This window comes from Sphingomonas tabacisoli, from assembly GCF_042678385.1.
Classification (GTDB): Bacteria; Pseudomonadota; Alphaproteobacteria; order Sphingomonadales; family Sphingomonadaceae; genus Sphingomonas_B; species Sphingomonas_B tabacisoli.
The window spans coordinates 798,291-818,102 of record NZ_JBHUDY010000001.1; the positions used below are offsets into that span (position 1 = coordinate 798,291).

Genomic DNA, 19,812 nt, shown 5'->3' on the forward strand with positions numbered 1-19,812 from the left:
CTGCGCCTTAGCCGCATTGTCCCACGCGCTCGTCTCCTCGGCCTCGTGCGGTATGTCCGTGCATTCTAGCGGCGCTCCCAATTGCTTGAGGAGCGATCATGCCGCGCATCGGACTCTATTTTCTCGGCCTTGCCTCGCTGTGCCTGTTGGGCGGCGTTTCGCTCGGCATGTACATGGGGATGGCGCACGACTTTCAGCTCGCCCCGGTGCACGCGCACCTGAACCTGCTCGGCTGGGCATCGCTCGCTCTCTTCGGCCTCAGCTATTGCGCGGTGCCGCAGCTCGCCGAGGGTTGGCTGCCGAAGCTGCATCTGCTGCTCTCGGGCGTCAGCGCGCCGCTGTTCCCGATCGGCATCTACTTCGCGATGCTGAAGGACAATGCGAGCCTGACGATGGTCACCGCGCCGATGTGGTTCCTGGGCGCTCTGACCTTCTCGATCATCGTCTGGCGCGCCGCGCTCCGCCGTGCGCCGTCGCCCGAGGAGCGGCCGGCGCTCGCCTGAACCGCATGAGCGGCCATGCGTATTGCCGCGCATGTCTCCTCGCTACAGCCTGTTCCCGAGCTTCTTCCTGTCGGGCTTCGAATGCTCGACGTTCGACTGGAAGAATGTCGGCCGCCGCGACCTCACCGCCGAGCTGCAGCATTACGAGCATGCCGACGAGGATTATGCGATGCTGGGCCCGGTCGGCATCGCGGTCGCGCGCGAGGGCATCCCCTGGCCGCTCGTCGATCATGGCCTGGGCAACTACGACTTTTCCTGCATCGACCCGTTCCTCGATGCGCAGCGGCGCCATAAGATCCTGCCGATCTGGGACCTCTGCCATTACGGCTATCCGGATGGCCTCGATCCCTTGTCCGAAGAGTTCGTTGTCCGTTTCGCCGCCTATGCCCGCGCGGCCGCCCGTTACGTCGCCGAGCGTGCGCATCATGGCCCGCTGTTCATCACGCCGGTCAACGAGCCGACCTTCTGGGGCTATATGGGTGGTGAATGGGCCTGGTCCGCGCCGTTCGGCCGGCACCGCGACTATCGCCGCCGTTTCACCAGCATGTTGGCGCGTGCCGACATCGCCGCGGTCAAGGCGATCCGGCAGGACCTGCCCGATGCGCGGATGGTCCATATCGACCCGCTGATCTGGGTCGTGCCGCCGCGCGACCGGCCCGACCTCGCCGAAGCCGCGCACAGCGAGAGCTTCGACGACGCCTATCTCGCCTGGGACATCATCGCCGGACTGCGCCATCCCCAATATGGCGGCAGCCTAGAGACGATCGATATTCTGGGCTTCAATAATTACAGCTTCGGCCAGATGGAATATCGCGAGCACGGCCCGCACAAGCCGCTGGAGCCCGGCGATGACCGCATCCGATCGGTCTGCGCGCTGGTGGAGGAGGCGTGGGCGAAATATCGCCGCCCCTGCATCATCGCCGAAACCTCGGGCCGCGGCGTCGGCCGTTCGGGCTGGCTGAACGACATCGCCACCGAAAGCCTCGCCGCGATCCGCCGCGGCGTCGACCTGCACGGCATCTGCTTGTTCCCCGCCGTCGACATGACCGACTGGCATACCGGCGAGTGGCTGCACATGGGGCTGGCCGATGTCGAGCGCCTGCCGAGCGGGCATCTGATGCGGATGCCTTGCGCGGCCTATATCGACACGCTGCACCGCTGGCAGCTCAAGCTGGAGCGCGCGACCAGTCTGGACGACGATCCCTACAGCGACCCGATCGACCTCGACCGGATCGCCCGCATCGCCGCCGACCACGGGATGGTTCCCGACGCCGATTGGAGCTGACTTGCGCATCGGGCGCCGCTGCCCGACACACGCGCCGTGCCGATCACGTCCTTCGCCCTCGTGGTGCTTGCCGCGATCACCCATGCGACCTGGAATCTGCTCGCGAAACGCGCCGCGTCCGTCGGGGCGCCGTTCGTGTTCGCCTATAATCTCGTCTCCTGCATCGCCTATGCGCCCTGGGCGCTGTGGCTGGTGGCGAAAGGCGCGCTGCCGCTCGGCTGGCCGGTCCTGATCTGCATCGCGGCGAGCGGGCTCATCCACCTCGCCTACAGCCTGACGCTCCAGCGCGGCTATCAGCTCGCCGACCTGTCGGTGGTCTATCCGGTCGCACGCGGGACCGGGCCGATGCTGTCGGCGATGGGCGCTTTTCTGCTGCTGGGGGAGCGGCCGAGCTATCTGAGGATCGCGGGCCTGCTCGCGGTGGTCGCCGGCATAGCGCTGATCGCCACCGATGGCCGGCTGAACGGCTTCGCCCGGCCGGCGGCACGCGACGGCGTGCGCTGGGGCGGAGCGACCGGCGCGCTGATCGCCGGTTACACGATCGTCGACGCCTGGGGCGTGAAGGCGCTGCTGATCCCGCCGGTCGTGCTCGACTGGTGCGCGAACAGCCTGCGTTTCGTCCTGCTCGCGCCGGCGATCATGCGCAACCGCCGCGTCGCGACGCAAGCAATGCGCGGTTACTGGCCGCTCGCGTTCGGCGTCGGGCTTCTCTCGCCAATCGGCTATATCCTCGTGCTGGGCGCGCTGAGCCTCGGCGCCCCTTTGAGCATCGTCGCGCCCGCGCGGGAGATGTCGATGATGGTCGGCGCGCTGTTCGGCATGCTGCTGCTGCGCGAGCGCGTTGGACCCGCGCGCCTCGCCGGCTGCGCGGTGATGGTTGCCGGCGTGCTGCTGCTCGGCGCGAGTTGAACGCGCCTCAGGCGGTCAGCGAAAAGGCGGAGCCGGGGGCGAGCGGCGCCTTGACATGCCCGCTCGCGGAATAGCCGGTGATCGCTGCCGCATCCGCCGCTTTCTTCAACGCCTCGACCTTGACCGGATCGACGCCGCGCCGGCTCGGATCGGTTGCCGCGTCGCGGTCGAACGGCCCGGACTGCGGATGCGCCGGATCGATGTGCCGCGTGGCCAGCGACACGTCCGCGCAGTTCATGCACGCAAAGCCGTTCACCTGCACGGGGGACGCATAATTGACGCCGCCGACTGCCATCGCACCGCTCCTGGTTCGGGCGACGCAGAATAGGGGCGAAACGCTAACGAAACGAAAAGGGCCGCCGGATCGCACCGGCGGCCCTTCGCATGTCAGGGTAGCGCGCTTACTCGGCGGCTTCGGCAGCCGCCGTCGGGCGCACGTCGCGGCGCTCGGCGATGCGGGCGGCCTTGCCGGTGCGGCCGCGCAGATAATAGAGCTTGGCGCGGCGGACGACGCCCTTGCGGACGACGTCGATCGAATCGATGTTCGGCGAATAGAGCGGGAAGACGCGCTCGACGCCTTCCCCAAAGCTGATCTTGCGGACGGTGAACGACGAGCCCATGCCCTTGTTCGCGCGTGCGATGCAGACGCCTTCATAGGCCTGGACGCGAGTGCGGTCGCCTTCGACGACCTTCACGCCGACGCGCAGCGTGTCGCCGGGGCGGAATTCGGGGATTTTCTTCGATTCGTTGAATCGGGCGATCTGCTCGGCCTCGAGCTGCTGGATCAGGTTCATGTCACTCGTCCCTAGTTCGTCGCCGCGCGCCAGAGGGCGGTTTGACCCGAGCGCCCTCATGGCGCTCCCAAAGGTCCGGCCGCCTTAGCCGTGTATCTGTCTCCGCCTGTTGTTTCCGCCAGGCGGCGATCTTCGCATGATCCCCCGATCGCAGCACTTCGGGGATCGTGCGCCCTTCCCAGTCGACTGGTCGGGTATAATGCGGATATTCGAGCAGCCCGCTTTCAAAGCTCTCCTCGACACCGCTGGAAGCGGCGCCCATTACGCCGGGAAGCAGCCGAATGCAAGCATCCAGCAACACCAGCGCACCGACCTCGCCACCGGAAAGTATATAGTCGCCGATCGAGACGGGCTCGACATCGCGCCCCTCGAAAATGCGCTCGTCGAACCCCTCGAACCGCCCGCACAGGATGGTGACGCCTGGCCCGTCGGCTAGCGCCCGGATTCTGCTCTGCGTGAGCGGCGCCCCGCGCGGACTCATCGCCAGCACCGGCGCATCCGGCTGCCGCGCCCGGGCGTGATCGATCGCGGTAGCCAGCACGTCCGGCTTCAACACCATGCCCGCGCCCCCGCCCGCAGGAGTGTCGTCCACCGACCGATGCTTGTCGGTCGCAAAATCGCGGATCTGCACCGAGTCGAGCGACCAAACGCCCTCGGACAGAGCGCGCCCGGCTAGGCTGAGACCGAGCGGCCCGGGAAACATCTCCGGGTAGAGCGTCAGGACAGTGGCGGCGAAGGTCACTTGGTCCAGTTCTTGACGCATAAGTCCGGGATGCCGGCGAAGTGACGTTCGTTCCGGGTGACCACCGTCAGTCCCAGTGAAATGGCATGAGCGGCAATGAGACGATCGTAGCTCCCGCGCTCAAACGGGAGGCTCGCATAGGCCATCGCCGCGCCTCCGTCGAAAGGGAGCACCGGAATATCGGCCAGGAACGCGTCCAGAATATCGATGGCCGGCGGCTTGCCTTTCATCGACCCATGGGCAACTTCGGCATAGGCGATTGCGGATGTGACCAGATCGTCTTCGTCACACTCCGCGAGCCGTTCGCGCAGCGAGGCTATGTCTCCGTCGATCGCAGCAATGATGACATTGCTGTCGAGCAGATATCTCAAAACTGCCCCTTCTTGTAGGCAGCCATCCAATCGGGATCTTCCCAAAGCAACGGACGATGTTCGAAAACGCGGTCTTCTGGAGCGATCGGCTTCAGGCCGAGATGCTTTCCGATCCCCCAGACCTTGTCGATGTTGAACTTGCGCTTTGGTCGATCCGCCGGCGCGACGATGAGGTTTCCGTCTTCCTCGCGGACCTTCATTTCCATGCCTTCCTTGATCCCCAAAGCCTTGGGCAACCGGAGGGCAATCGAGTTCCCTGATTTGAATGTCTTGGCAGGATATTCCTTACCCATCGCGATCTCCGTATATCCAGTATGTATATACGTCTATCCAGAGCAATCGCAAGGAACTTCCGCTCCGCTCGCGCCTTCGGTCGCCCATGCCTGACATGCTCGATTGCCTGATCGTTGGCGGCGGCCCGGCCGGCCTTACCGCCGCTATCTATCTCGCGCGCTTTCACCTTTCGATCCGCGTCGTCGATGCGGGGAGCAGCCGGGCGAGCTGGATTCCGTGCACGCGCAACCATGCCGGCTATCCGGATGGGATCGCGGGCAAGGACCTGCTCCAGCGGATGACAAGCCAAGCGCAAAAATATGGCGCGAAGATCGAATGCGCGCGGGTGACGCGGCTGGAGCGTATTCAGGACGGGTTCGAGGCCGAATGGGGCTCCGGGCCGGAACGCGCGCGAACCGTGTTGCTGGCGACAGGCGTCACCAATCGCCGCCCCCCGATGGACGAAGACCTTCATAACCAGGCGCTCGCGCGCGGGCTGATCCGCTATTGCCCGATCTGCGACGGCTATGAAGTCACCGACAAGCGCGTCGGCGTGATTGGCGACGACAGCCACGGAGTCGCGGAAGCGACCTTCCTGCGGGGCTTCACCGCGGACGTGACTCTGGTCGCTCCCGACAGCGCGCACCGCAAGCTGGGCGCGCAGGAATGGGATCGGCTGGACGAATACGGCATCGCCGCGGTCGATGGCCCTGTTTCGGACGTGCGGCTGGAGCAGGACGAGATCGTGCTCGTGACGGCGGGCGGCGAGCACCGGTTCGACAGCGTCTATCCCGCGCTCGGCTCCGACATTCATTCGAGCCTGGCGCGGATGGTGGGCGTCGATGTCGCGAAGGACGGCTGCATCGCCGTCGACGCGCATCAGCGCACCTCGGTGCCTGGCGTCTACGCCGCCGGCGACGTCGTGAAGGGCCTCGACCAGATCAGCCACGCGATGGGCGAGGGCGGTGTGGCCGCGACCACGATCCGCAACGATCTCGCGCGGGAAAAGCCGCTCCTCCGCTAAATCCGCGACGAAAATGACGCGCGACGCGACCGGGAATCTGGATTGTGTCGTGGTGCACTGAGCGGGATCGTCCGCTCGGTTAAGCAAGACCCAAGAGTGACGGGTCGCAGACAGTCACACGCCGACTTCGGAGACCCAGAATGTTCGCACCCCGTTTTGCGGGGCGGGGCCGTCGCGTCCTGCTCGCCACTGCTGCCGCCCTGACCGGCTTCGTCGTCGTCACAAGCGCAACGCCGCCCCTCGCCACTGCCGCCGCCGCTTCGGTCGAGCAGGCGCCCGCCGTCCAGCTCGGCCGCTGGTCGGAGGCGGTCGGCCGTGCGCTGCTGGCCGAAATCGCCGCGTCCGCCGATGAAGGCCTGGATCCCGCCGATTACCGGCAGGACGCGCTCGCCGACGAACTGCAGCGCACCGGCGGCGGCGAGACGTTCGATCGCTTAGCCGATGCCGCCGCCCTGAAGCTGGCGCACGACTATCTGCTGGGCACGGTCGAGAACAAGGCAGCTTATGACTGGCACATCGATCGGACCGACGGCGATCCGTCGCGGCTTGCGATGCAGCTCCGCCAGGCCGTCGCGACCGGGCAGGTCCAGCCCTGGCTCCGTTCGCTCTTGCCGCAGGATCCGCGCTACGCCGGGCTCCGCCGCGCCTATGCCGAGACGCCCGACGCGAATTTCGTGCTGCGCGGACGGCTGCGCGCCAATATGGAGCGCTGGCGCTGGATGCCGCGCGATCTGGGCCGCGATCACATCTATGTGAACGTGCCGAGCTACACACTGCAGGTGGTCGAGAACGGCCGCGCCGTCGCCGAGCATGTCGTCGTGGTCGGCGCCCGCGCGACGCCGACGCCGGCGATCGGCTATCCCGCCCAGTCGGTCGTGCTCAATCCCTGGTGGACGCCGCCCAAGAGCATCAAGGTTTCGGGGAAAGGCTTCGTCAACGATGGTGGCGCGCTCCGCCAGCCCCCGGGCCCGCGCAACGCGCTCGGCCGGGTCAAGATTGACCTTCCCAACCCACACGCCATCTACCTCCACGACACCCCGTCCAAACAGTTCTTCGCCAAGGAATCGCGCGCCTACAGTCACGGCTGCATCCGCGTGCAGGGTGCCGACCGGCTGGCCGCCGAGCTGGTCAAGCTCGATACCGGCAGCGACGCCGCGGTGACGGCCGGCCTCAAGAGCTACGCGACGCAGACCGTGAAGCTGCACGCGCCACGCCCGGTCTGGCTGGTTTATTTCACCGCCGACGTCGGTGCGGACGGCAAGCTCAGGCTGCTCGAAGACCCGTACAACCGCGATACCCGGCTGCTCGCCGCGCTCGAAAAGCCGGTGCAGATGGCGATGCGGTAAGGGCTTAGTGCGTGCCCTGCAGCGCCGCGACTTCCCGGCCCTTCGCCAGCACGCGCCGCGCGGTTTCGATCGGCGCGGCGAAGCTGGTGCCGGTGCCGAACACTTTCTGGCCGGCGGCGGAGACCGTCGGCACGTCCACGCCCTGCCGCCAGACATACAGATAGTCGTCGGCGTCGGGGCGATTGGTGCCCGTCCAGGGATTGCCGGCCATGTCAGTCGCGCCGACCAGCACCGCGCGCGGGAAGCCGGCGCGCGCCATCGCCGTGTTATCGGGATGATTGCGGCCGTTATTGCCCGCCGCCATCACCACGATGATGCCCTTGGCCGACGCGCGGCGCACGGCCTCGGTGATCGCGGGATCGTCGGCGAGCGCAAGCGAGAGATTGATCGCGTCAACGCCCAGGTCCACTGCCTTGTCGATCGCGGCGGCGATCGGCCTGGAAGAAGGCTGGCACGGCGGCGCGAAATGAGCCGGGCAGCCCGCGGGATCGTCGATGCGCAGCGACACGATGTCGACGCCACCTTGCGCTTCATGGTCGATGATCGTCGCGACCATCGTGCCGTGATCGTAGCGCGGCTGGAACGCCGGCCGACTTCCCGCCATATCGTATTCGCCGACCACGACGCCGGAAAGCGCTCCGGTGCGCGCGACGCCGCTGTCGATCACGGCGACCAGCGGCTTGGCAGAGGCGGAAACCGAGGCCGTCAAGGCCAGCAGGAACGGCAATAAGCGCAATCTAATCGACCCCCCGGTCGTAACAAACACGCGAATCCCCCCGGATTCGCGACACCAATATGTAAGCCGTTCCTACTTGGCGGAAGTGAAAATCACGCTAATCGCGACGAACCGATCGGCGCAGGAGCAAGGCATATGGACGACATCGAAACGATCATGCGGACCGCGCCGGTGATCCCGGTGCTGGTGCTGGACGATCCCGAATCCGCGGTCGCGATCGGCACGGCGCTGGTGAAGGGCGGGCTGCGGGTGCTCGAAGTGACACTCCGCACCCCACGCGCGCTGGAAGTCATGACGGCGATGACGAAAATTGATGGGGCGATCGTCGGCGCCGGCACGGTGCTGGACGACGCGCAGCTCGATCAGGCGCTGGACGCCGGAGCGCGCTTCATCGTCAGCCCGGGCCTGACCAAGCGTCTCGCCCAGGCCGCAAGCTCCCGCCGCGCCTGCTTCCTGCCCGGCGTGGCCAACGCGTCGGACATCATGCGCGGCCTCGATCTGGGCCTGAACCGGTTCAAATTCTTCCCGGCCGAAGCGAGCGGCGGACTGAAGGCGCTTCGCGCGCTCGCCGGCCCGTTCGGCGACGTCCGCTTCTGCCCGACCGGCGGCATCACTTTGGAAACCGCCCCCGAGTGGCTGGCCGAAAAAGCGGTGCTCTGCGTCGGAGGCTCGTGGCTCGTGAAGCCGGGCATGAGCACGGACGAGATCGAGGCGGCGGCGCGAAAGGCATCTGAGCTGCGCGCCTAGCCCCCGCTCCGTTCGGCCTGAGCTTGTCGAAGGCCTCCCTTCTTTCTGAGCATCGGAGGGAAAAAATGGGCTTCGACAAGCTCAGCCCGATCGGTGTTTAGGGCATTCCATTCTGAACAATCCACACCGGCCACGCCGCAACCGCCAGCAACGCGCCCAGCGGGATGCGCGTGACGGCGGTCACTTTCTCGCCGCGAAGCTGCGCCGTCACCACCGCGCCAATCCCGATCAGCCCCGCGATCAGCAGCACATAAGGCAGGGCCGCCCAGCCGAGCCACGCGGCGATCGCGCCGAACAATTTCGGGTCGCCACCGCCCAGCCCCTCGCGCTGGCGCATCGCGCGATAAAGGGCGCCGATCAGCCACAGGCTCGCAAACCCCAGCGCCAACCCGATCAGCCGCTCGTTGGGAAATGGCGGCAGCCCCGCCGCGCCGAGCGCGATCCCGAGCAGGGCGAGAAGGTACGTCACCCGATCCGGCAGCCAGAAATGCTCGACGTCGAGCAAGCCCAGCAGCAGCAGCAACCACCCGAACACCGCGCCTGCCACGCCCGCCGGCCCCGGCGCGACCGCGAGCGACACAGCGCCGATCAGCGCCGCCGCAACTTCGATCGCTAGATGGCGCCGGTCGATCGCGGCGGCGCATCCCGCACACCGCCCGCGCTGGACGAGGAAGGAGGCGATCGGCACCAGTTCCAGCAGCCCAAGCCTCTTGCCGCAGCGGTCGCAGGCCGAGCGCCCGCGCGTCGCCTGCCGCCCGGCCGGCCAGCGAATGGCGGCCGTCGCCAGGAAACTGCCCACGATCGCGCCGAGGATGAAACCGGCCGCCGCCCACCCCATAATCATCCCTGACACCTACCCGTCCATGCCGAGCGAAGTCGAGGCACGCACATTGTGAGTACAGAGCGTCCCTCGACTTCGCTCGGGATGGACGGTTATGGGGCTCGCGCACAGATTCACTCAGAGGTTCCAATGGCCACCGATCCCGTCGTCATCCTGTCCTATGCCCGCACCCCGATGGGGTCTTTCCAGGGTAGCCTCGCCGGCGCGTCCGCGACCGATCTCGGCGCGACTGCGGTGAAGGCCGCGGTAGAGCGGGCGGGCGTCGAAGTCGCGGATGTCGAGCGCATCTATATGGGCTGCGTGCTCCCCGCAGGGCTCGGCCAGGCGCCGGCGCGTCAGGCGGCGCTGAAGGCTGGACTGCCCAAGTCGGTCGAGGCGACGACGGTCAACAAGATGTGCGGCTCCGGCATGCAGGCGGCGATCATGGGCGCCGAAGCGCTCGCCGCCGGCTCGGTCGACCTGCTGGTCGCGGGCGGCATGGAGAGCATGACCAACGCGCCCTATCTGCTGCAGAAGCACCGCGGCGGCGCGCGCATCGGTCACGACAAGATTTTCGACCATATGTTCCTCGACGGCCTCGAGGACGCCTATGAGCCCGGCCGTGCGATGGGCAGCTTCGCCGAGGAAACTGCCGGCGAATATCAGTTCACTCGCGCCAATCAGGACGATTACGCAATCGCCTCGCTCACCCGCGCCCAGGCCGCCCAGACCAGCGGCGGCTTCGACCGCGAGATCGTCGCCGTCGAGGTGAAGGGCCGCAAAGGCGTCGAGACGATCGACAAGGACGAGCAGCCGCTGAAGGGCGACGCCTCCAAGATCCCTTCGCTGAAGCCCGCCTTCGCCAAGGACGGCACGATCACTGCCGCCAACGCTTCCTCGATCTCGGACGGCGCCGCCGCGCTGGTGATGACCCGCGAAAGCGTCGCCGCGTCGAAGGGGTTGAAGGCCGTCGCCCGCATCGTAGCCACTGCCGCCCATGCGCACGAGCCGGCGAAGTTCACCACCGCGCCCGTCAACGCGGTGAAGAAGGTGCTCGCCAAGGCCGGCTGGTCGGCCGAGGATGTCGACCTGTTCGAGGTCAACGAAGCCTTTGCCTGCGTCGCGATGATCGCGATGCGCGATCTCGGCATCGCGCATGAGAAAGTGAACGTGAACGGCGGCGCCACCGCGCTCGGCCATCCGATCGGCGCCTCGGGCGCGCGCATCATGGCGACCCTGATCGCGGCGCTGCAGAATCGCGGCCTCAAGCGCGGCGTCGCTTCGCTCTGCATCGGCGGCGGCGAAGCGACCGCCGTCGCGGTGGAACTGATCGACTAAGGATGGCCGGTGCCGAAACGCTGAGCGGCGCGCTGCCGTCCGAAGTCGAGGCGCTGGCGATCCGGGTGCTCGAGACCGCATGTGAAAAGGAACTCAAGCTCGCCACGGCCGAAAGCTGCACCGGCGGCCTGATCGGCTCGCTGCTGACCGACGTCGACGGTATGGGCCACGCGTTCGAGCGCGGCTTCATCGTCTATAGCGAGGAAGCCAAGGCCGGCATGCTCGGCTTCGATCGGGCGCTGATCGACACCCACGGCGCGGTCAGCAAGGAAGTCGCACTCGCGATGGCCGACGGCGCGCTGGCGCATAGCCGCGCCGACGTGGTCGTGTCGGTCACCGGATTTGCGGGCTCTGCCGGCCCGGACGACGAACCCGGCCTCGTCCATTTCGGCTGCGCCCGCCGCGGCCGGCCGAGCTTCCACCGCGAAGAGCATTTCGGCTCCGTGGGACGCGGCAAGGTGCGCGAGCAATCGACCCGCGTCGCGCTCGAAATGATGCTCGAAGCGATCGGCGGCGCCTGACGCAATGGCGGTGAAGACGCTTGTCGATCCCGGCCACGCGCTGGGTCCCGGCTTGGCGGCGATCCGCGCCCAGTTCGAGGTGCCGGCGACCTTCCCGCCCGAGGTGCTGGCGGCAGCGGAGGACGCTGCTAAGCGCGCTCCCACTGCGCACGCCGACCGCACCGGCCGGCCGTTCGTCACCCTCGATCCCGCCAGCTCGACCGATCTCGACCAGGCCTTCGCGATCGAGCGGGCAGGCGCCGACCTGCTGCTTCACTATGCGATCGCCGACGTCGCCTGGTTCGTCGACGATGGCGGCCCGATCGACGCCGAGGCGTGGAAGCGGGGCGAGACGCAATATCTGCCCGACGGCAAGGCCAGTCTCTACCCGCCGATCTTGAGCGAACTCGCCGCCAGCCTGCTCCCCGACGGCCCGCGCCCGTCCGTCATCTTCACCGTGCGCGTGAACCCGGACGGCGCGGTCGTCCTCGACGGCGTCGAGCGCGCCGTGATCCGCAGCCGCGCCAAGCTCGCTTATGAAACGGTCACGCCCGCCGATCTGCCGACGGACTTTGCCGAGCTGTCGGACCGGGTGCAGGCCGCCGAGCGGCGCCGTGGCGCCGCGCGGGTCGACCCGCCGGAGCAGGAAGTCTCGCCCGTGGGCAACGACCGCTTCCGCCTGACGTTCCGTCCGCGCCTCGAATCGGAAGAACGCAACGCCGCACTGTCGCTCGCCACCAATATGGCGGTCGCGGCGGCGCTGCAGGCGCACGGCACCGGCCTGTTCCGGGTGATGGCGGAGCCGGACGCGCGCGCGGTCCAGCGGCTGCGCAACACCGCCCGCGCTTTCGGTCTCGACTGGCCCGCTTCGGCCACGCTCAAGGATTTCGAGCGCGGTCTCGATGCCGCCAACCCACGCGACGTCGCCTTCATGTTCGCGGTCCGCCGCTCGGGGAACGGCGCCGGCTATGCGCCCTACCGGGAGGGCTTCGTGCCCTGGCATTCGGCGGTCGCCGCGACCTATGCCCATGCGACCGCGCCGCTCCGCCGGCTCGCCGACCGCTATGTGATCCGCGCCGCGCTCGCCGTCGCCAATGGCCAAGCCGTGCCGCCCGCCGTCACCGACGCGTTCGAGCGATTGCCGGCCGTCATGGCCCGCGCCGACGCGATCGCCGGCCGGATCGAGCGCGCCGTGATCGACTATGCCGAAGCGGTGATGCTCCAGGACCATGTCGGCGAAGTGATGGCCGCGGTCGCGACCGACATCGACGAGCGCGGCGCCCGCATCCAGCTCCGCGACATGCCCGTCGTCGCCCGCGTCGACGCCCACCATGTCGAGCCCGGCCAGACCCTCCAGGTCCGCCTGACTGCCGCCGACCCCGACCGCCGCACGATCACCTTCGCGCGCGTCAGCTAACGGGCGACGGCCTCGTCCGAACCCACACCCCACAAATGGCTCGCCTCGATCCAGCCGCGGCGGCCTTTCACGTCGAAATCGCACCAGCCGCTGGAGCAGCTTCTGAGCTTGCCGACCACGCCCGCTTCGGCGCGCCAGACGATCGGGGCGTTCGCGTCCGGCTTGGCGCGCATCGGCTGCACGCCGCCCGTGACCATGCCGGTCCGCTCGTCGGTCAGCATGTTCGCCTGCATCCAGCCCTGCGCACCGTCGGGGTCCTCGATCTTGCGCCAGGACGGGAAGATCGCGATCACTTTCACCGGCAATCCGGCGCGCTGATACTGCCACACTGCCGGGAAATTGCGGCCCGGCCCGGTGCGGATGCGCGCCTGGCTCGGCACGATCGACGCCCAGTAAGGCGGCTTCTTGTCCTGGGCCGGCGCTTCGGTGGCGATCAGCAAGGCGAGGGCGGCGAGAAGGGCAGTGCGCATCGCCTCTGATTGCCCCAGCGCGATTCGCGCATCAAGGCGCGCTTGACGCCTGTCCACAGCCTTGCCTAGCTCAGCGCATGCCTATCGCGCGCCCCCGCGTCGTCGTTACCCGCAAGCTTCCCGACATGGTGGAAGCGCGCATGCGCGAGCTGTTCGACGTAGAATTCGCCGTCGGTCCCGCGCTCGCCGCCGCCATCGCCGATGCTGACGTGCTGGTGCCGACCATCGTCGATACGATCGACGCGGACCTGATCGCGCGCGCCGGCCCGCGGCTGAAGCTGATCGCGAACTTCGGTGCCGGCGTCGATCATATCGACCTGAAAGCGGCGCGCGCCCGCGGCATCATCGTCACCAACACGCCGGGCGTCCTGACCGAAGACGCTGCCGACATGGCGATGGCGCTGATCCTCGCCGTCCCCCGCCGTTTGTCCGAAGGCGAGCGGCAGGTGCGCTCAGGCGCATGGAGCGGCTGGGGTCCGACGACGATGCTCGGCCGCCGTGTCAACGGCAAGGCGCTGGGCATTCTCGGCATGGGCCGCATCGGCCAGGCGATCGCGATGCGGGCGCGGGGCTTCGGCCTGCGCATCCACTATCACAACCGCCGCCGCCTGCCGCATGTGGTCGAGCGCGCCGTCGATGCCGTCTGGCACGAAGATCTCGACGACATGTTGACCGAGATCGACATCCTCTCCGTCAACTGCCCGCACAACGCCTCGACCCATCATCTGATCGACGCCGGCCGGCTCGAGCTGCTGGGCGCCGGTGGCTATCTCATCAACATCGCGCGCGGCGAAATCGTCGACGAGCCGGCCTTGGTCGATGCGCTGGAACGCGGCACGATCGCCGGCGCCGGCCTCGACGTTTTCGAGCATGAGCCCGCGGTCGATCCCCGCCTGCTCGCGCTCGATAATGTCGTGCTGCTGCCGCACATGGCCTCGGCGACGATCGAGGCGCGGCAGGCGACCGGCGAGAAAGTCATCGCCAACATCCGCATGTGGGCCGACGGCCACCGCCCGCCCGACCAGGTTCTTGAGGGCTGGGCATGAACGTCACCGGCGGCTGCCATTGCGGCAACATCCGTTTCGAAGCGGAGGTCGATCCCGCCGCCGTCAGCATCTGCCATTGCACCGATTGCCAGCGCCTGAGCGGCAGCCCCTATCGCGCTTCGGTCCGCGCCTCCGCCGACAAGGTGCGCTTCAGTGGCAGCGAGCCGGCCGCCTATGTGAAGACCGCGGACAGCGGCAATCGCCGCGTCCAGGCCTTTTGCACCCTTTGCGGCAGCCCGCTTTATGCGACCAGCGAGACGGACCGCAGCACGCTCAACCTCCGTCTCGGCGCGATCGACCAGCGCGCGGCGCTCGAACCGAAACGCCGCATCTGGCGCAAATCGGCGCTGCCCTGGTCCGAAGACGTGACCCACATTCCGGCCGCCGAGCGGGAGTAGAGCAATGGACCTGCGGCCGATCCCCTACGACTGCGAAGGCCAAAGCCTGACCGGCTGGCTGGCCGACGGCGGCGGCCCCGGCGTGCTGGTCGTCCATCAGGGCATGGGCATCACCGATCACAGCAAGGACGCGGCCGCCACGCTCGCGGAGAATGGCTACACCGCATTCGCGCTCGATATGTATGGCGCGACCGCGACATCGGTCGAGCAGGCGACCGGCCTGATGGGCGCGTTGATGGGCGACGCCACGCTCCTTCGCCGCCGCGCCCGCGCCGGCCTCGACCAGCTCGCGGCGCTCAAGAACGGCCCCCACGCAGTGCTCGGCTTCTGCTTCGGCGGCATCGTCGCGCTCGAAATGCTGCGGGACAAGGCGCCGCTCGCCTGCGCCATCGCCTGCCACCCAAGCTTCAAGAAGCCTGAAGGCTCGACCGGCCTGCCCGCTGGCAAAGTGCTGATGATGATCGGCGATCAGGACCCGATCATTCCGGCGGAGGACCGCGACGCCTTCCGCGCCGAGATGGACGAGGCCGGCGCCGACTGGCAGCTCCACGTCTTCGGCGGCGCCGGCCACAGCTTCACCGATCCCGCCGTCGATCGGCTGAACTATCCCGGCTTCCGCTACGACGCGAAGGCGAACGCCCGTGCGTGGGGGATGACGCTGGCGATGCTGAAGGAAAGCCTTGCCGGCTGATCCGCGGGAGCTTCGCGCCGAAGCCCGGCGCCTCCGCGCGGCTGGCGAGGACGACAAGGCCGGCCGGCTGGAACTGGCCGCGATCGACGCCTCAGTGGGTGATCCGGTGCTGATCGAAGCCGGCGCCGCGCTCTATTCCGGCGACCTTCGCACCGCCGAGCAGGTGCTTCGCGCGCGGCTGCGCGAGGACCCGTTCGACGTCGCCGCGATCCGGATGATGGCCGAGCTTGCCGGCCGCCTCGCCCGCTACCGCGATGCCGAGGCATTGCTCCGCCGCGCGCTGGAGCTTGCGCCCGGTTTCCGGCCGGCGCGCTCGAATCTGGCAACCGTCCTCCACCGCCAGAACCGTTCGGCCGAGGCGCTCGCCGTACTCGATACGCTGCTCGCCGACGATCCCGACAACCCGACGCACGAAAACCTCAAAGCCGCCGCGCTCGGCAGGATCGGCGAGTTCGACGAGGCGATCGAGCTTTATGAAAGCGTGCTCGCCAAAGCGCCCGACCAGCCGAAAATCTGGATGAGCTACGGCCATGTGCTGAAGACCGTCGGGCGTCAGCCGGACTCGATCGCCGCCTATCGCCGCGCCATCGCGATCCGCCCCGGCCTCGGCGAAGTCTGGTGGAGCCTCGCCAACCTCAAGACCTATAAATTCGACGATGCCGACATCGCCGCGATGCAGGCGGCGCTCGACGGGAAGGGCTTAAGCGACGAAGACCGCCTCCACCTCCATTTCGCCCTCGGCAAGGCGCTGGAGGATCGGGGCGAGGCCGAGCCCGCCTTCCGCCACTACGCGCAGGGCAATGCCATCCGCCGCGAGCAGGTCCCCTACGACCCGGCCGAAACCGCCGAGCAGGTCGCCCGCGCCAAGGCGATGTTCACCCCCGAATTCTTCGCCGCTCGCGCCGGCTGGGGCTGCCCGGCGCCCGATCCGATCTTCATCCTCGGCATGCCGCGCGCCGGCTCGACCCTGATCGAGCAGATCCTCGCCAGCCACTCGCAGGTCGAAGGCACGATGGAGCTGCCCGACATCCCCGCGCTCGCCGCCCGCATCGGCTCCGGCACCAAGCCGCTCGCCGACTACACCGCCGACGACATCCGCGCGCTCGGCGAGGAATATCTCGAGCGCACCCGCATCCAGCGCAAGACCGACCGGCCTTTCTTCATCGACAAGCTGCCCAACAATTGGGCGCATGTCGGCCTCATCAAGCTGATCCTGCCGAACGCGAAGATCGTCGACGCCCGCCGCCACCCGCTCGCGAGCTGCTTCTCCAACTTCAAACAGCATTTCGCCCGCGGCCAGAGCTTCACCTACGGCCTCGCCGACGTCGGCCGCTATTACGCGCTCTATGTCGAGCTGATGGCGCATTTCGACAGGGTGATCCCCGGCGCCGTCCACCGCGTCATCTACGAGCGGCTGGTCGACGACACCGAAACCGAAATCCGCGCGCTCCTCGAGGCGATGCGCCTGCCGTTCGAGCCCGCCTGCCTCCGCTTCTGGGAAACCGAGCGCGCCGTCCGCACCGCCAGCTCCGAACAGGTCCGCCGCCCGATCAACCGCGAAGGCCTCGAACCCTGGAAGCCGTTCGACCCCTGGCTCGATCCACTCAAAGCCGCGCTCGGTGACGTGCTGACCTGCTATCCCGACGTTCCGGGCTCCGTTGCATAAGCGCAACAGTTTCACACGAAAACGCATCACCGGCGCTGCCGCCTCTTTTACGGTTCCGTGAAACCGGGAAAGACTCGCTCCAGGACTTTCGCGTTCTGGGGAGAAGCGTGGTGCCTCGCAAAAATATTGCTCCGATGATCGCCGCCCTGCTGGGCAGCTCGATGCTGGCCGGCCCGGCGCTTGGCCAGACGCAGCCGGCGCCGCAGGCGGCCGCCACCGGCAACGAGGCGATCGGCGACATCATTGTCACCGCGCAAAAGCGCGAGGAAACGCTGCAGAACGTGCCGATCAGCGTGCAGGCGCTCGGCACACAGAAGCTGGAGCAGATGAACGTCTCCAACTTCAACGACTATACCAAGCTGCTGCCCTCGGTCGCGTTCCAGACCGCGACGCCCGGCACCGCGACCGTCTATATCCGCGGCGTCGCGTCCGGGGGCGACGGCAACCATTCGGGCTCGCTGCCTTCGGTCGGCTTCTATCTCGACGAGCAGCCGATCACGACGATCGGCGGCACGCTCGACGTCCATATCTACGACATCGCGCGCATCGAGGCGCTGTCCGGCCCGCAAGGCACGCTCTACGGCGCCTCGTCGGAAGCGGGCACGGTCCGCATCATCACCAACAAGCCGTCGACCGCCGGCTTCGAAGGCGGCTTCGACGTCGAGGGCAACACCGTGCGCAAGGGCGGGCAGGGCGGCAAGGTCGAGGGCTTCGTCAACGTGCCGTTGACCGAACGCATCGCCGTCCGCGCGGTCGGCTTCTACGAGCACGACGCCGGCTATATCGACAACGTCGCCGCCACTCGCAACTTTATCGGCGGCCTGTCGATCAACAATGCGAGGCTGGTGAAGAAAGACATCAACGATGTCGACACCTATGGCGGCCGCCTCGCGCTCGGCATCGACCTGTCGGACGACTGGACCGCGACCGCCTCGGTCTTCGGTCAGGAACAGAAATCGCACGGCTCGTTCGGCTATGACGCCAGCATCGGCGACCTGAAGGTCGCCCGCTTCTTCCCCGAGTTCAACAAGGACAAATGGTATCAGGCGGCCCTGACCGTGCAGGGCAAGATCGGCTCATGGGACCTGACCTATGCCGGCGCCTATATGGACCGGCGCCGCCACAGCGCGTCGGACTATACCGATTATGCCGAGGCCTATGACGCGCTCTATGCCGATTATGGCGGGCTCGCCGGCTATTTCTATTATCAGGACAATGCCGGCAACAATGTCGTGCCGGTCCAGCACATCATCGGCAGCGATCATTTCAAGCGCATCAGCCAGGAACTGCGCGTCTCGTCTCCCGCCGAGGAGCCGTTCCGCGTGGTCGGCGGCATCTTCTACCAGCGCCAGTCGAACCTCATCCATCAGGACTATCAGATCGACAAACTTGGCGCTGCCGTGTCGGTCAATGGCCTGCCCGGCACGCTCTGGCTCACCCAGCAGAAGCGCGTCGACCGCGATTATGCGATCTTCGGCGAAGCAAGCTGGGACATCACGCCGCGGCTGACGCTGACCGGCGGCTTGCGCGGCTATAAATTCGACAACACGCTGATCGGCTTCTTCGGCTTCGGCCGCAACCCGGCCTCGGCGTTTTCGGCGGGAGAGGGGGCCGATACGCGCCCGTTCACCGCTACCCCGTTCAACGCCGCCGGCTCGTCGCGTACCGGCGTGGCGGGTTGCTACACCACCACGGGCAAGACGCTGCGCAACGCGCTCGCCGCGGGCGAGACACCGACGCTGCTGCCCGCCGCGGTCGCCGGCGGACCCTGCACCGATCTCGCCGACGTCGTGAACGGCAAATTGGTGCCCAAGCGCACCAAGGACGACGGCTTCCTCTATCGCGTGAACCTCAACTGGAAGCCGGCGGACGGGAAGCTTCTTTACGCCACCTGGTCGAAGGGCTTCCGCCCCGGCGGCATCAACCGCCGCGCGACGATCGCACCCTACGCGCCGGATTTCCTGATCAACTACGAAGTCGGCTTCAAGACGACCTGGGGCAACACGCTCCGCTGGAACGGCGCCTTCTTCTGGCAGGACTGGAAGAAGTTCCAGTTCAGCTTCCTCGGGCAAAACAGCTTCACCGAGATCCACAACGGCCCCAATGCGCGGATTAAAGGCATCGAAACCGATTTCGCGTGGAACCCGGTGACCGGCCTGACGCTCTCGGGCAGCGCCGCCTATACCGATGGCAAGATCCGCAAGAATCTGTGCCTCTTCGACGATCCGACCTTCGCCTGCACTCAGCCCGGGCCAGGCGGCGAGGACAATCGCATTTCCTCGCCCAAGGGCACGCGCCTGCCGGTGACGCCCAGGTTCAAGATGAGCGCGACCGGGCGATACGAATTCCAGGCCGCGCCGGACGTGAAGCCCTATCTGCAGGCGACGGTGACCCATTCCAGCTCAGCCGCCTCGGATATCCGGGAGAGCGTCAACGGCTCGGCCGGCGTGATCTTCAACCCGCGGCTGCAGCTCGGCAACCTGCCCGCCTGGACGACGGCGGATTTCGCGGTCGGCGTCAAATGGAAGCAGTTCACCGCCGAAGCGTTCATCCAGAACGCCTTCGACGAACGCGCCCAGATCACCCGCTTCGTCCAATGCGGAAGCTGCTACCCTGCCGCCGGCGGCTTCCCCGGCTTCGGCCGCGCCTACGCCGTGGTGCAAACGCCGCGGACGATCGGGATCAGGGCAGGGTATCGGTTCTAGCGCGCTTCACCTCTCCCACAGGGAGAGGTCG

General features: G+C 67.5%; 22 protein-coding genes. 14 read left to right on the top strand and 8 right to left on the bottom strand.

All coding sequences use genetic code 11. The features are described 5' to 3' along the window. Window positions 1-98 precede the first annotated feature (98 nt). The 3 genes from ACFSCW_RS04445 to ACFSCW_RS04455 are packed head-to-tail and all read left to right on the top strand — an operon-like array spanning window position 99 to window position 2,697. Entirely contained in the window at window positions 99-503 is a 405-nt protein-coding gene (locus ACFSCW_RS04445) for a hypothetical protein (protein ID WP_380887300.1), read from the top strand. A 31-nt stretch (window positions 504-534) separates the two neighbouring features. Further along, the gene (locus tag ACFSCW_RS04450; protein WP_380887302.1) at window positions 535-1,788 is read left to right on the top strand and encodes a hypothetical protein; all 1,254 of its coding nucleotides are present in this window, start codon (window positions 535-537) and stop codon (window positions 1,786-1,788) included. Window positions 1,789-1,824: 36 nt separating this feature from the next. Beyond that, on the top strand, window positions 1,825-2,697 hold the full coding sequence (locus ACFSCW_RS04455) for an EamA family transporter (protein WP_380887304.1): 873 nt from the start codon (window positions 1,825-1,827) through the stop codon (window positions 2,695-2,697). A 7-nt stretch (window positions 2,698-2,704) separates the two neighbouring features. Here the strand turns inward: ACFSCW_RS04455 and ACFSCW_RS04460 are convergent, their stop codons facing one another. From ACFSCW_RS04460 to ACFSCW_RS04480, 5 genes are all read right to left on the bottom strand, one after another. Further along, window positions 2,705-2,992, bottom strand: coding sequence for a hypothetical protein (locus tag ACFSCW_RS04460; protein ID WP_380887306.1), 288 nt, complete (start codon window positions 2,990-2,992; stop codon window positions 2,705-2,707). A gap of 106 nt (window positions 2,993-3,098) precedes the next feature. Beyond that, complete coding sequence (gene rplS / locus ACFSCW_RS04465) at window positions 3,099-3,491, bottom strand: 50S ribosomal protein L19 (RefSeq protein ID WP_380887308.1); 393 nt, start codon at window positions 3,489-3,491, stop codon at window positions 3,099-3,101. A gap of 1 nt (window position 3,492) precedes the next feature. Continuing rightward, window positions 3,493-4,233: a tRNA (guanosine(37)-N1)-methyltransferase TrmD gene (trmD, locus tag ACFSCW_RS04470; protein ID WP_380887310.1), complete on the bottom strand. Its 741-nt coding sequence runs from the start codon at window positions 4,231-4,233 to the stop codon at window positions 3,493-3,495. Beyond that, window positions 4,230-4,604, bottom strand: coding sequence for a type II toxin-antitoxin system VapC family toxin (locus tag ACFSCW_RS04475; RefSeq protein ID WP_380887312.1), 375 nt, complete (start codon window positions 4,602-4,604; stop codon window positions 4,230-4,232). Before ACFSCW_RS04475 ends, trmD begins: the two co-directional genes overlap by 4 nt. Then, a complete protein-coding gene (locus tag ACFSCW_RS04480; protein WP_380887314.1) occupies window positions 4,601-4,897 on the bottom strand; it encodes an AbrB/MazE/SpoVT family DNA-binding domain-containing protein in 297 nt (98 codons plus the stop codon). The genes ACFSCW_RS04475 and ACFSCW_RS04480 overlap by 4 nt, the downstream gene beginning before the upstream one ends. A gap of 86 nt (window positions 4,898-4,983) precedes the next feature. Between ACFSCW_RS04480 and ACFSCW_RS04485 the strand changes: the two genes are divergently transcribed. Next, window positions 4,984-5,901: an NAD(P)/FAD-dependent oxidoreductase gene (locus ACFSCW_RS04485; protein ID WP_380887316.1), complete on the top strand. Its 918-nt coding sequence runs from the start codon at window positions 4,984-4,986 to the stop codon at window positions 5,899-5,901. A 140-nt stretch (window positions 5,902-6,041) separates the two neighbouring features. Continuing rightward, the gene (locus ACFSCW_RS04490; protein ID WP_380887318.1) at window positions 6,042-7,247 is read left to right on the top strand and encodes a L,D-transpeptidase family protein; all 1,206 of its coding nucleotides are present in this window, start codon (window positions 6,042-6,044) and stop codon (window positions 7,245-7,247) included. A 4-nt stretch (window positions 7,248-7,251) separates the two neighbouring features. On the opposite strand, the gene ACFSCW_RS04495 is transcribed toward ACFSCW_RS04490, so the two are convergent. Continuing rightward, on the bottom strand, window positions 7,252-7,974 hold the full coding sequence (locus ACFSCW_RS04495) for a S8 family peptidase (RefSeq protein WP_380887320.1): 723 nt from the start codon (window positions 7,972-7,974) through the stop codon (window positions 7,252-7,254). A gap of 144 nt (window positions 7,975-8,118) precedes the next feature. Between ACFSCW_RS04495 and eda the strand changes: the two genes are divergently transcribed. Further along, on the top strand, window positions 8,119-8,730 hold the full coding sequence (gene eda, locus ACFSCW_RS04500) for a bifunctional 4-hydroxy-2-oxoglutarate aldolase/2-dehydro-3-deoxy-phosphogluconate aldolase (RefSeq protein WP_380887322.1): 612 nt from the start codon (window positions 8,119-8,121) through the stop codon (window positions 8,728-8,730). A gap of 97 nt (window positions 8,731-8,827) precedes the next feature. Here the strand turns inward: eda and ACFSCW_RS04505 are convergent, their stop codons facing one another. Beyond that, the gene (locus ACFSCW_RS04505) at window positions 8,828-9,574 is read right to left on the bottom strand and encodes a prepilin peptidase (protein ID WP_380890008.1); all 747 of its coding nucleotides are present in this window, start codon (window positions 9,572-9,574) and stop codon (window positions 8,828-8,830) included. Window positions 9,575-9,700: 126 nt separating this feature from the next. On the opposite strand from ACFSCW_RS04505, the gene ACFSCW_RS04510 reads away from it, so the two are divergent. The 3 genes from ACFSCW_RS04510 to ACFSCW_RS04520 are packed head-to-tail and all read left to right on the top strand — an operon-like array spanning window position 9,701 to window position 12,805. After that, window positions 9,701-10,888: an acetyl-CoA C-acyltransferase gene (locus tag ACFSCW_RS04510; protein ID WP_380887324.1), complete on the top strand. Its 1,188-nt coding sequence runs from the start codon at window positions 9,701-9,703 to the stop codon at window positions 10,886-10,888. A gap of 2 nt (window positions 10,889-10,890) precedes the next feature. Further along, complete coding sequence (locus ACFSCW_RS04515) at window positions 10,891-11,409, top strand: CinA family protein (protein WP_380887326.1); 519 nt, start codon at window positions 10,891-10,893, stop codon at window positions 11,407-11,409. A gap of 4 nt (window positions 11,410-11,413) precedes the next feature. After that, window positions 11,414-12,805 (top strand): RNB domain-containing ribonuclease, encoded by a 1,392-nt coding sequence (locus ACFSCW_RS04520; RefSeq protein WP_380887328.1) that lies wholly within the window; start codon window positions 11,414-11,416, stop codon window positions 12,803-12,805. Here the strand turns inward: ACFSCW_RS04520 and ACFSCW_RS04525 are convergent. Next, on the bottom strand, window positions 12,802-13,275 hold the full coding sequence (locus ACFSCW_RS04525; RefSeq protein WP_380887330.1) for an SH3 domain-containing protein: 474 nt from the start codon (window positions 13,273-13,275) through the stop codon (window positions 12,802-12,804). The genes ACFSCW_RS04520 and ACFSCW_RS04525 overlap by 4 nt on opposite strands. A 77-nt stretch (window positions 13,276-13,352) precedes the next feature. On the opposite strand from ACFSCW_RS04525, the gene ACFSCW_RS04530 reads away from it, so the two are divergent. From ACFSCW_RS04530 to ACFSCW_RS04550, 5 genes are all read left to right on the top strand, one after another. Next, the gene (locus ACFSCW_RS04530; RefSeq protein WP_380887332.1) at window positions 13,353-14,321 is read left to right on the top strand and encodes a 2-hydroxyacid dehydrogenase; all 969 of its coding nucleotides are present in this window, start codon (window positions 13,353-13,355) and stop codon (window positions 14,319-14,321) included. Beyond that, window positions 14,318-14,719, top strand: coding sequence for a GFA family protein (locus tag ACFSCW_RS04535; protein ID WP_380887334.1), 402 nt, complete (start codon window positions 14,318-14,320; stop codon window positions 14,717-14,719). Before ACFSCW_RS04530 ends, ACFSCW_RS04535 begins: the two co-directional genes overlap by 4 nt. Window positions 14,720-14,723: 4 nt before the next feature. Then, complete coding sequence (locus ACFSCW_RS04540; protein WP_380887336.1) at window positions 14,724-15,410, top strand: dienelactone hydrolase family protein; 687 nt, start codon at window positions 14,724-14,726, stop codon at window positions 15,408-15,410. Further along, window positions 15,400-17,076 carry a sulfotransferase gene (locus tag ACFSCW_RS04545; RefSeq protein ID WP_380887338.1) on the top strand — a complete coding sequence of 559 codons (1,677 nt, stop codon included), beginning with the start codon at window positions 15,400-15,402 and terminating at the stop codon, window positions 17,074-17,076. Before ACFSCW_RS04540 ends, ACFSCW_RS04545 begins: the two co-directional genes overlap by 11 nt. A gap of 110 nt (window positions 17,077-17,186) precedes the next feature. Next, entirely contained in the window at window positions 17,187-19,781 is a 2,595-nt protein-coding gene (locus ACFSCW_RS04550) for a TonB-dependent receptor (RefSeq protein ID WP_417766386.1), read from the top strand. The last annotated feature ends 31 nt before the right edge of the window (window positions 19,782-19,812 follow it).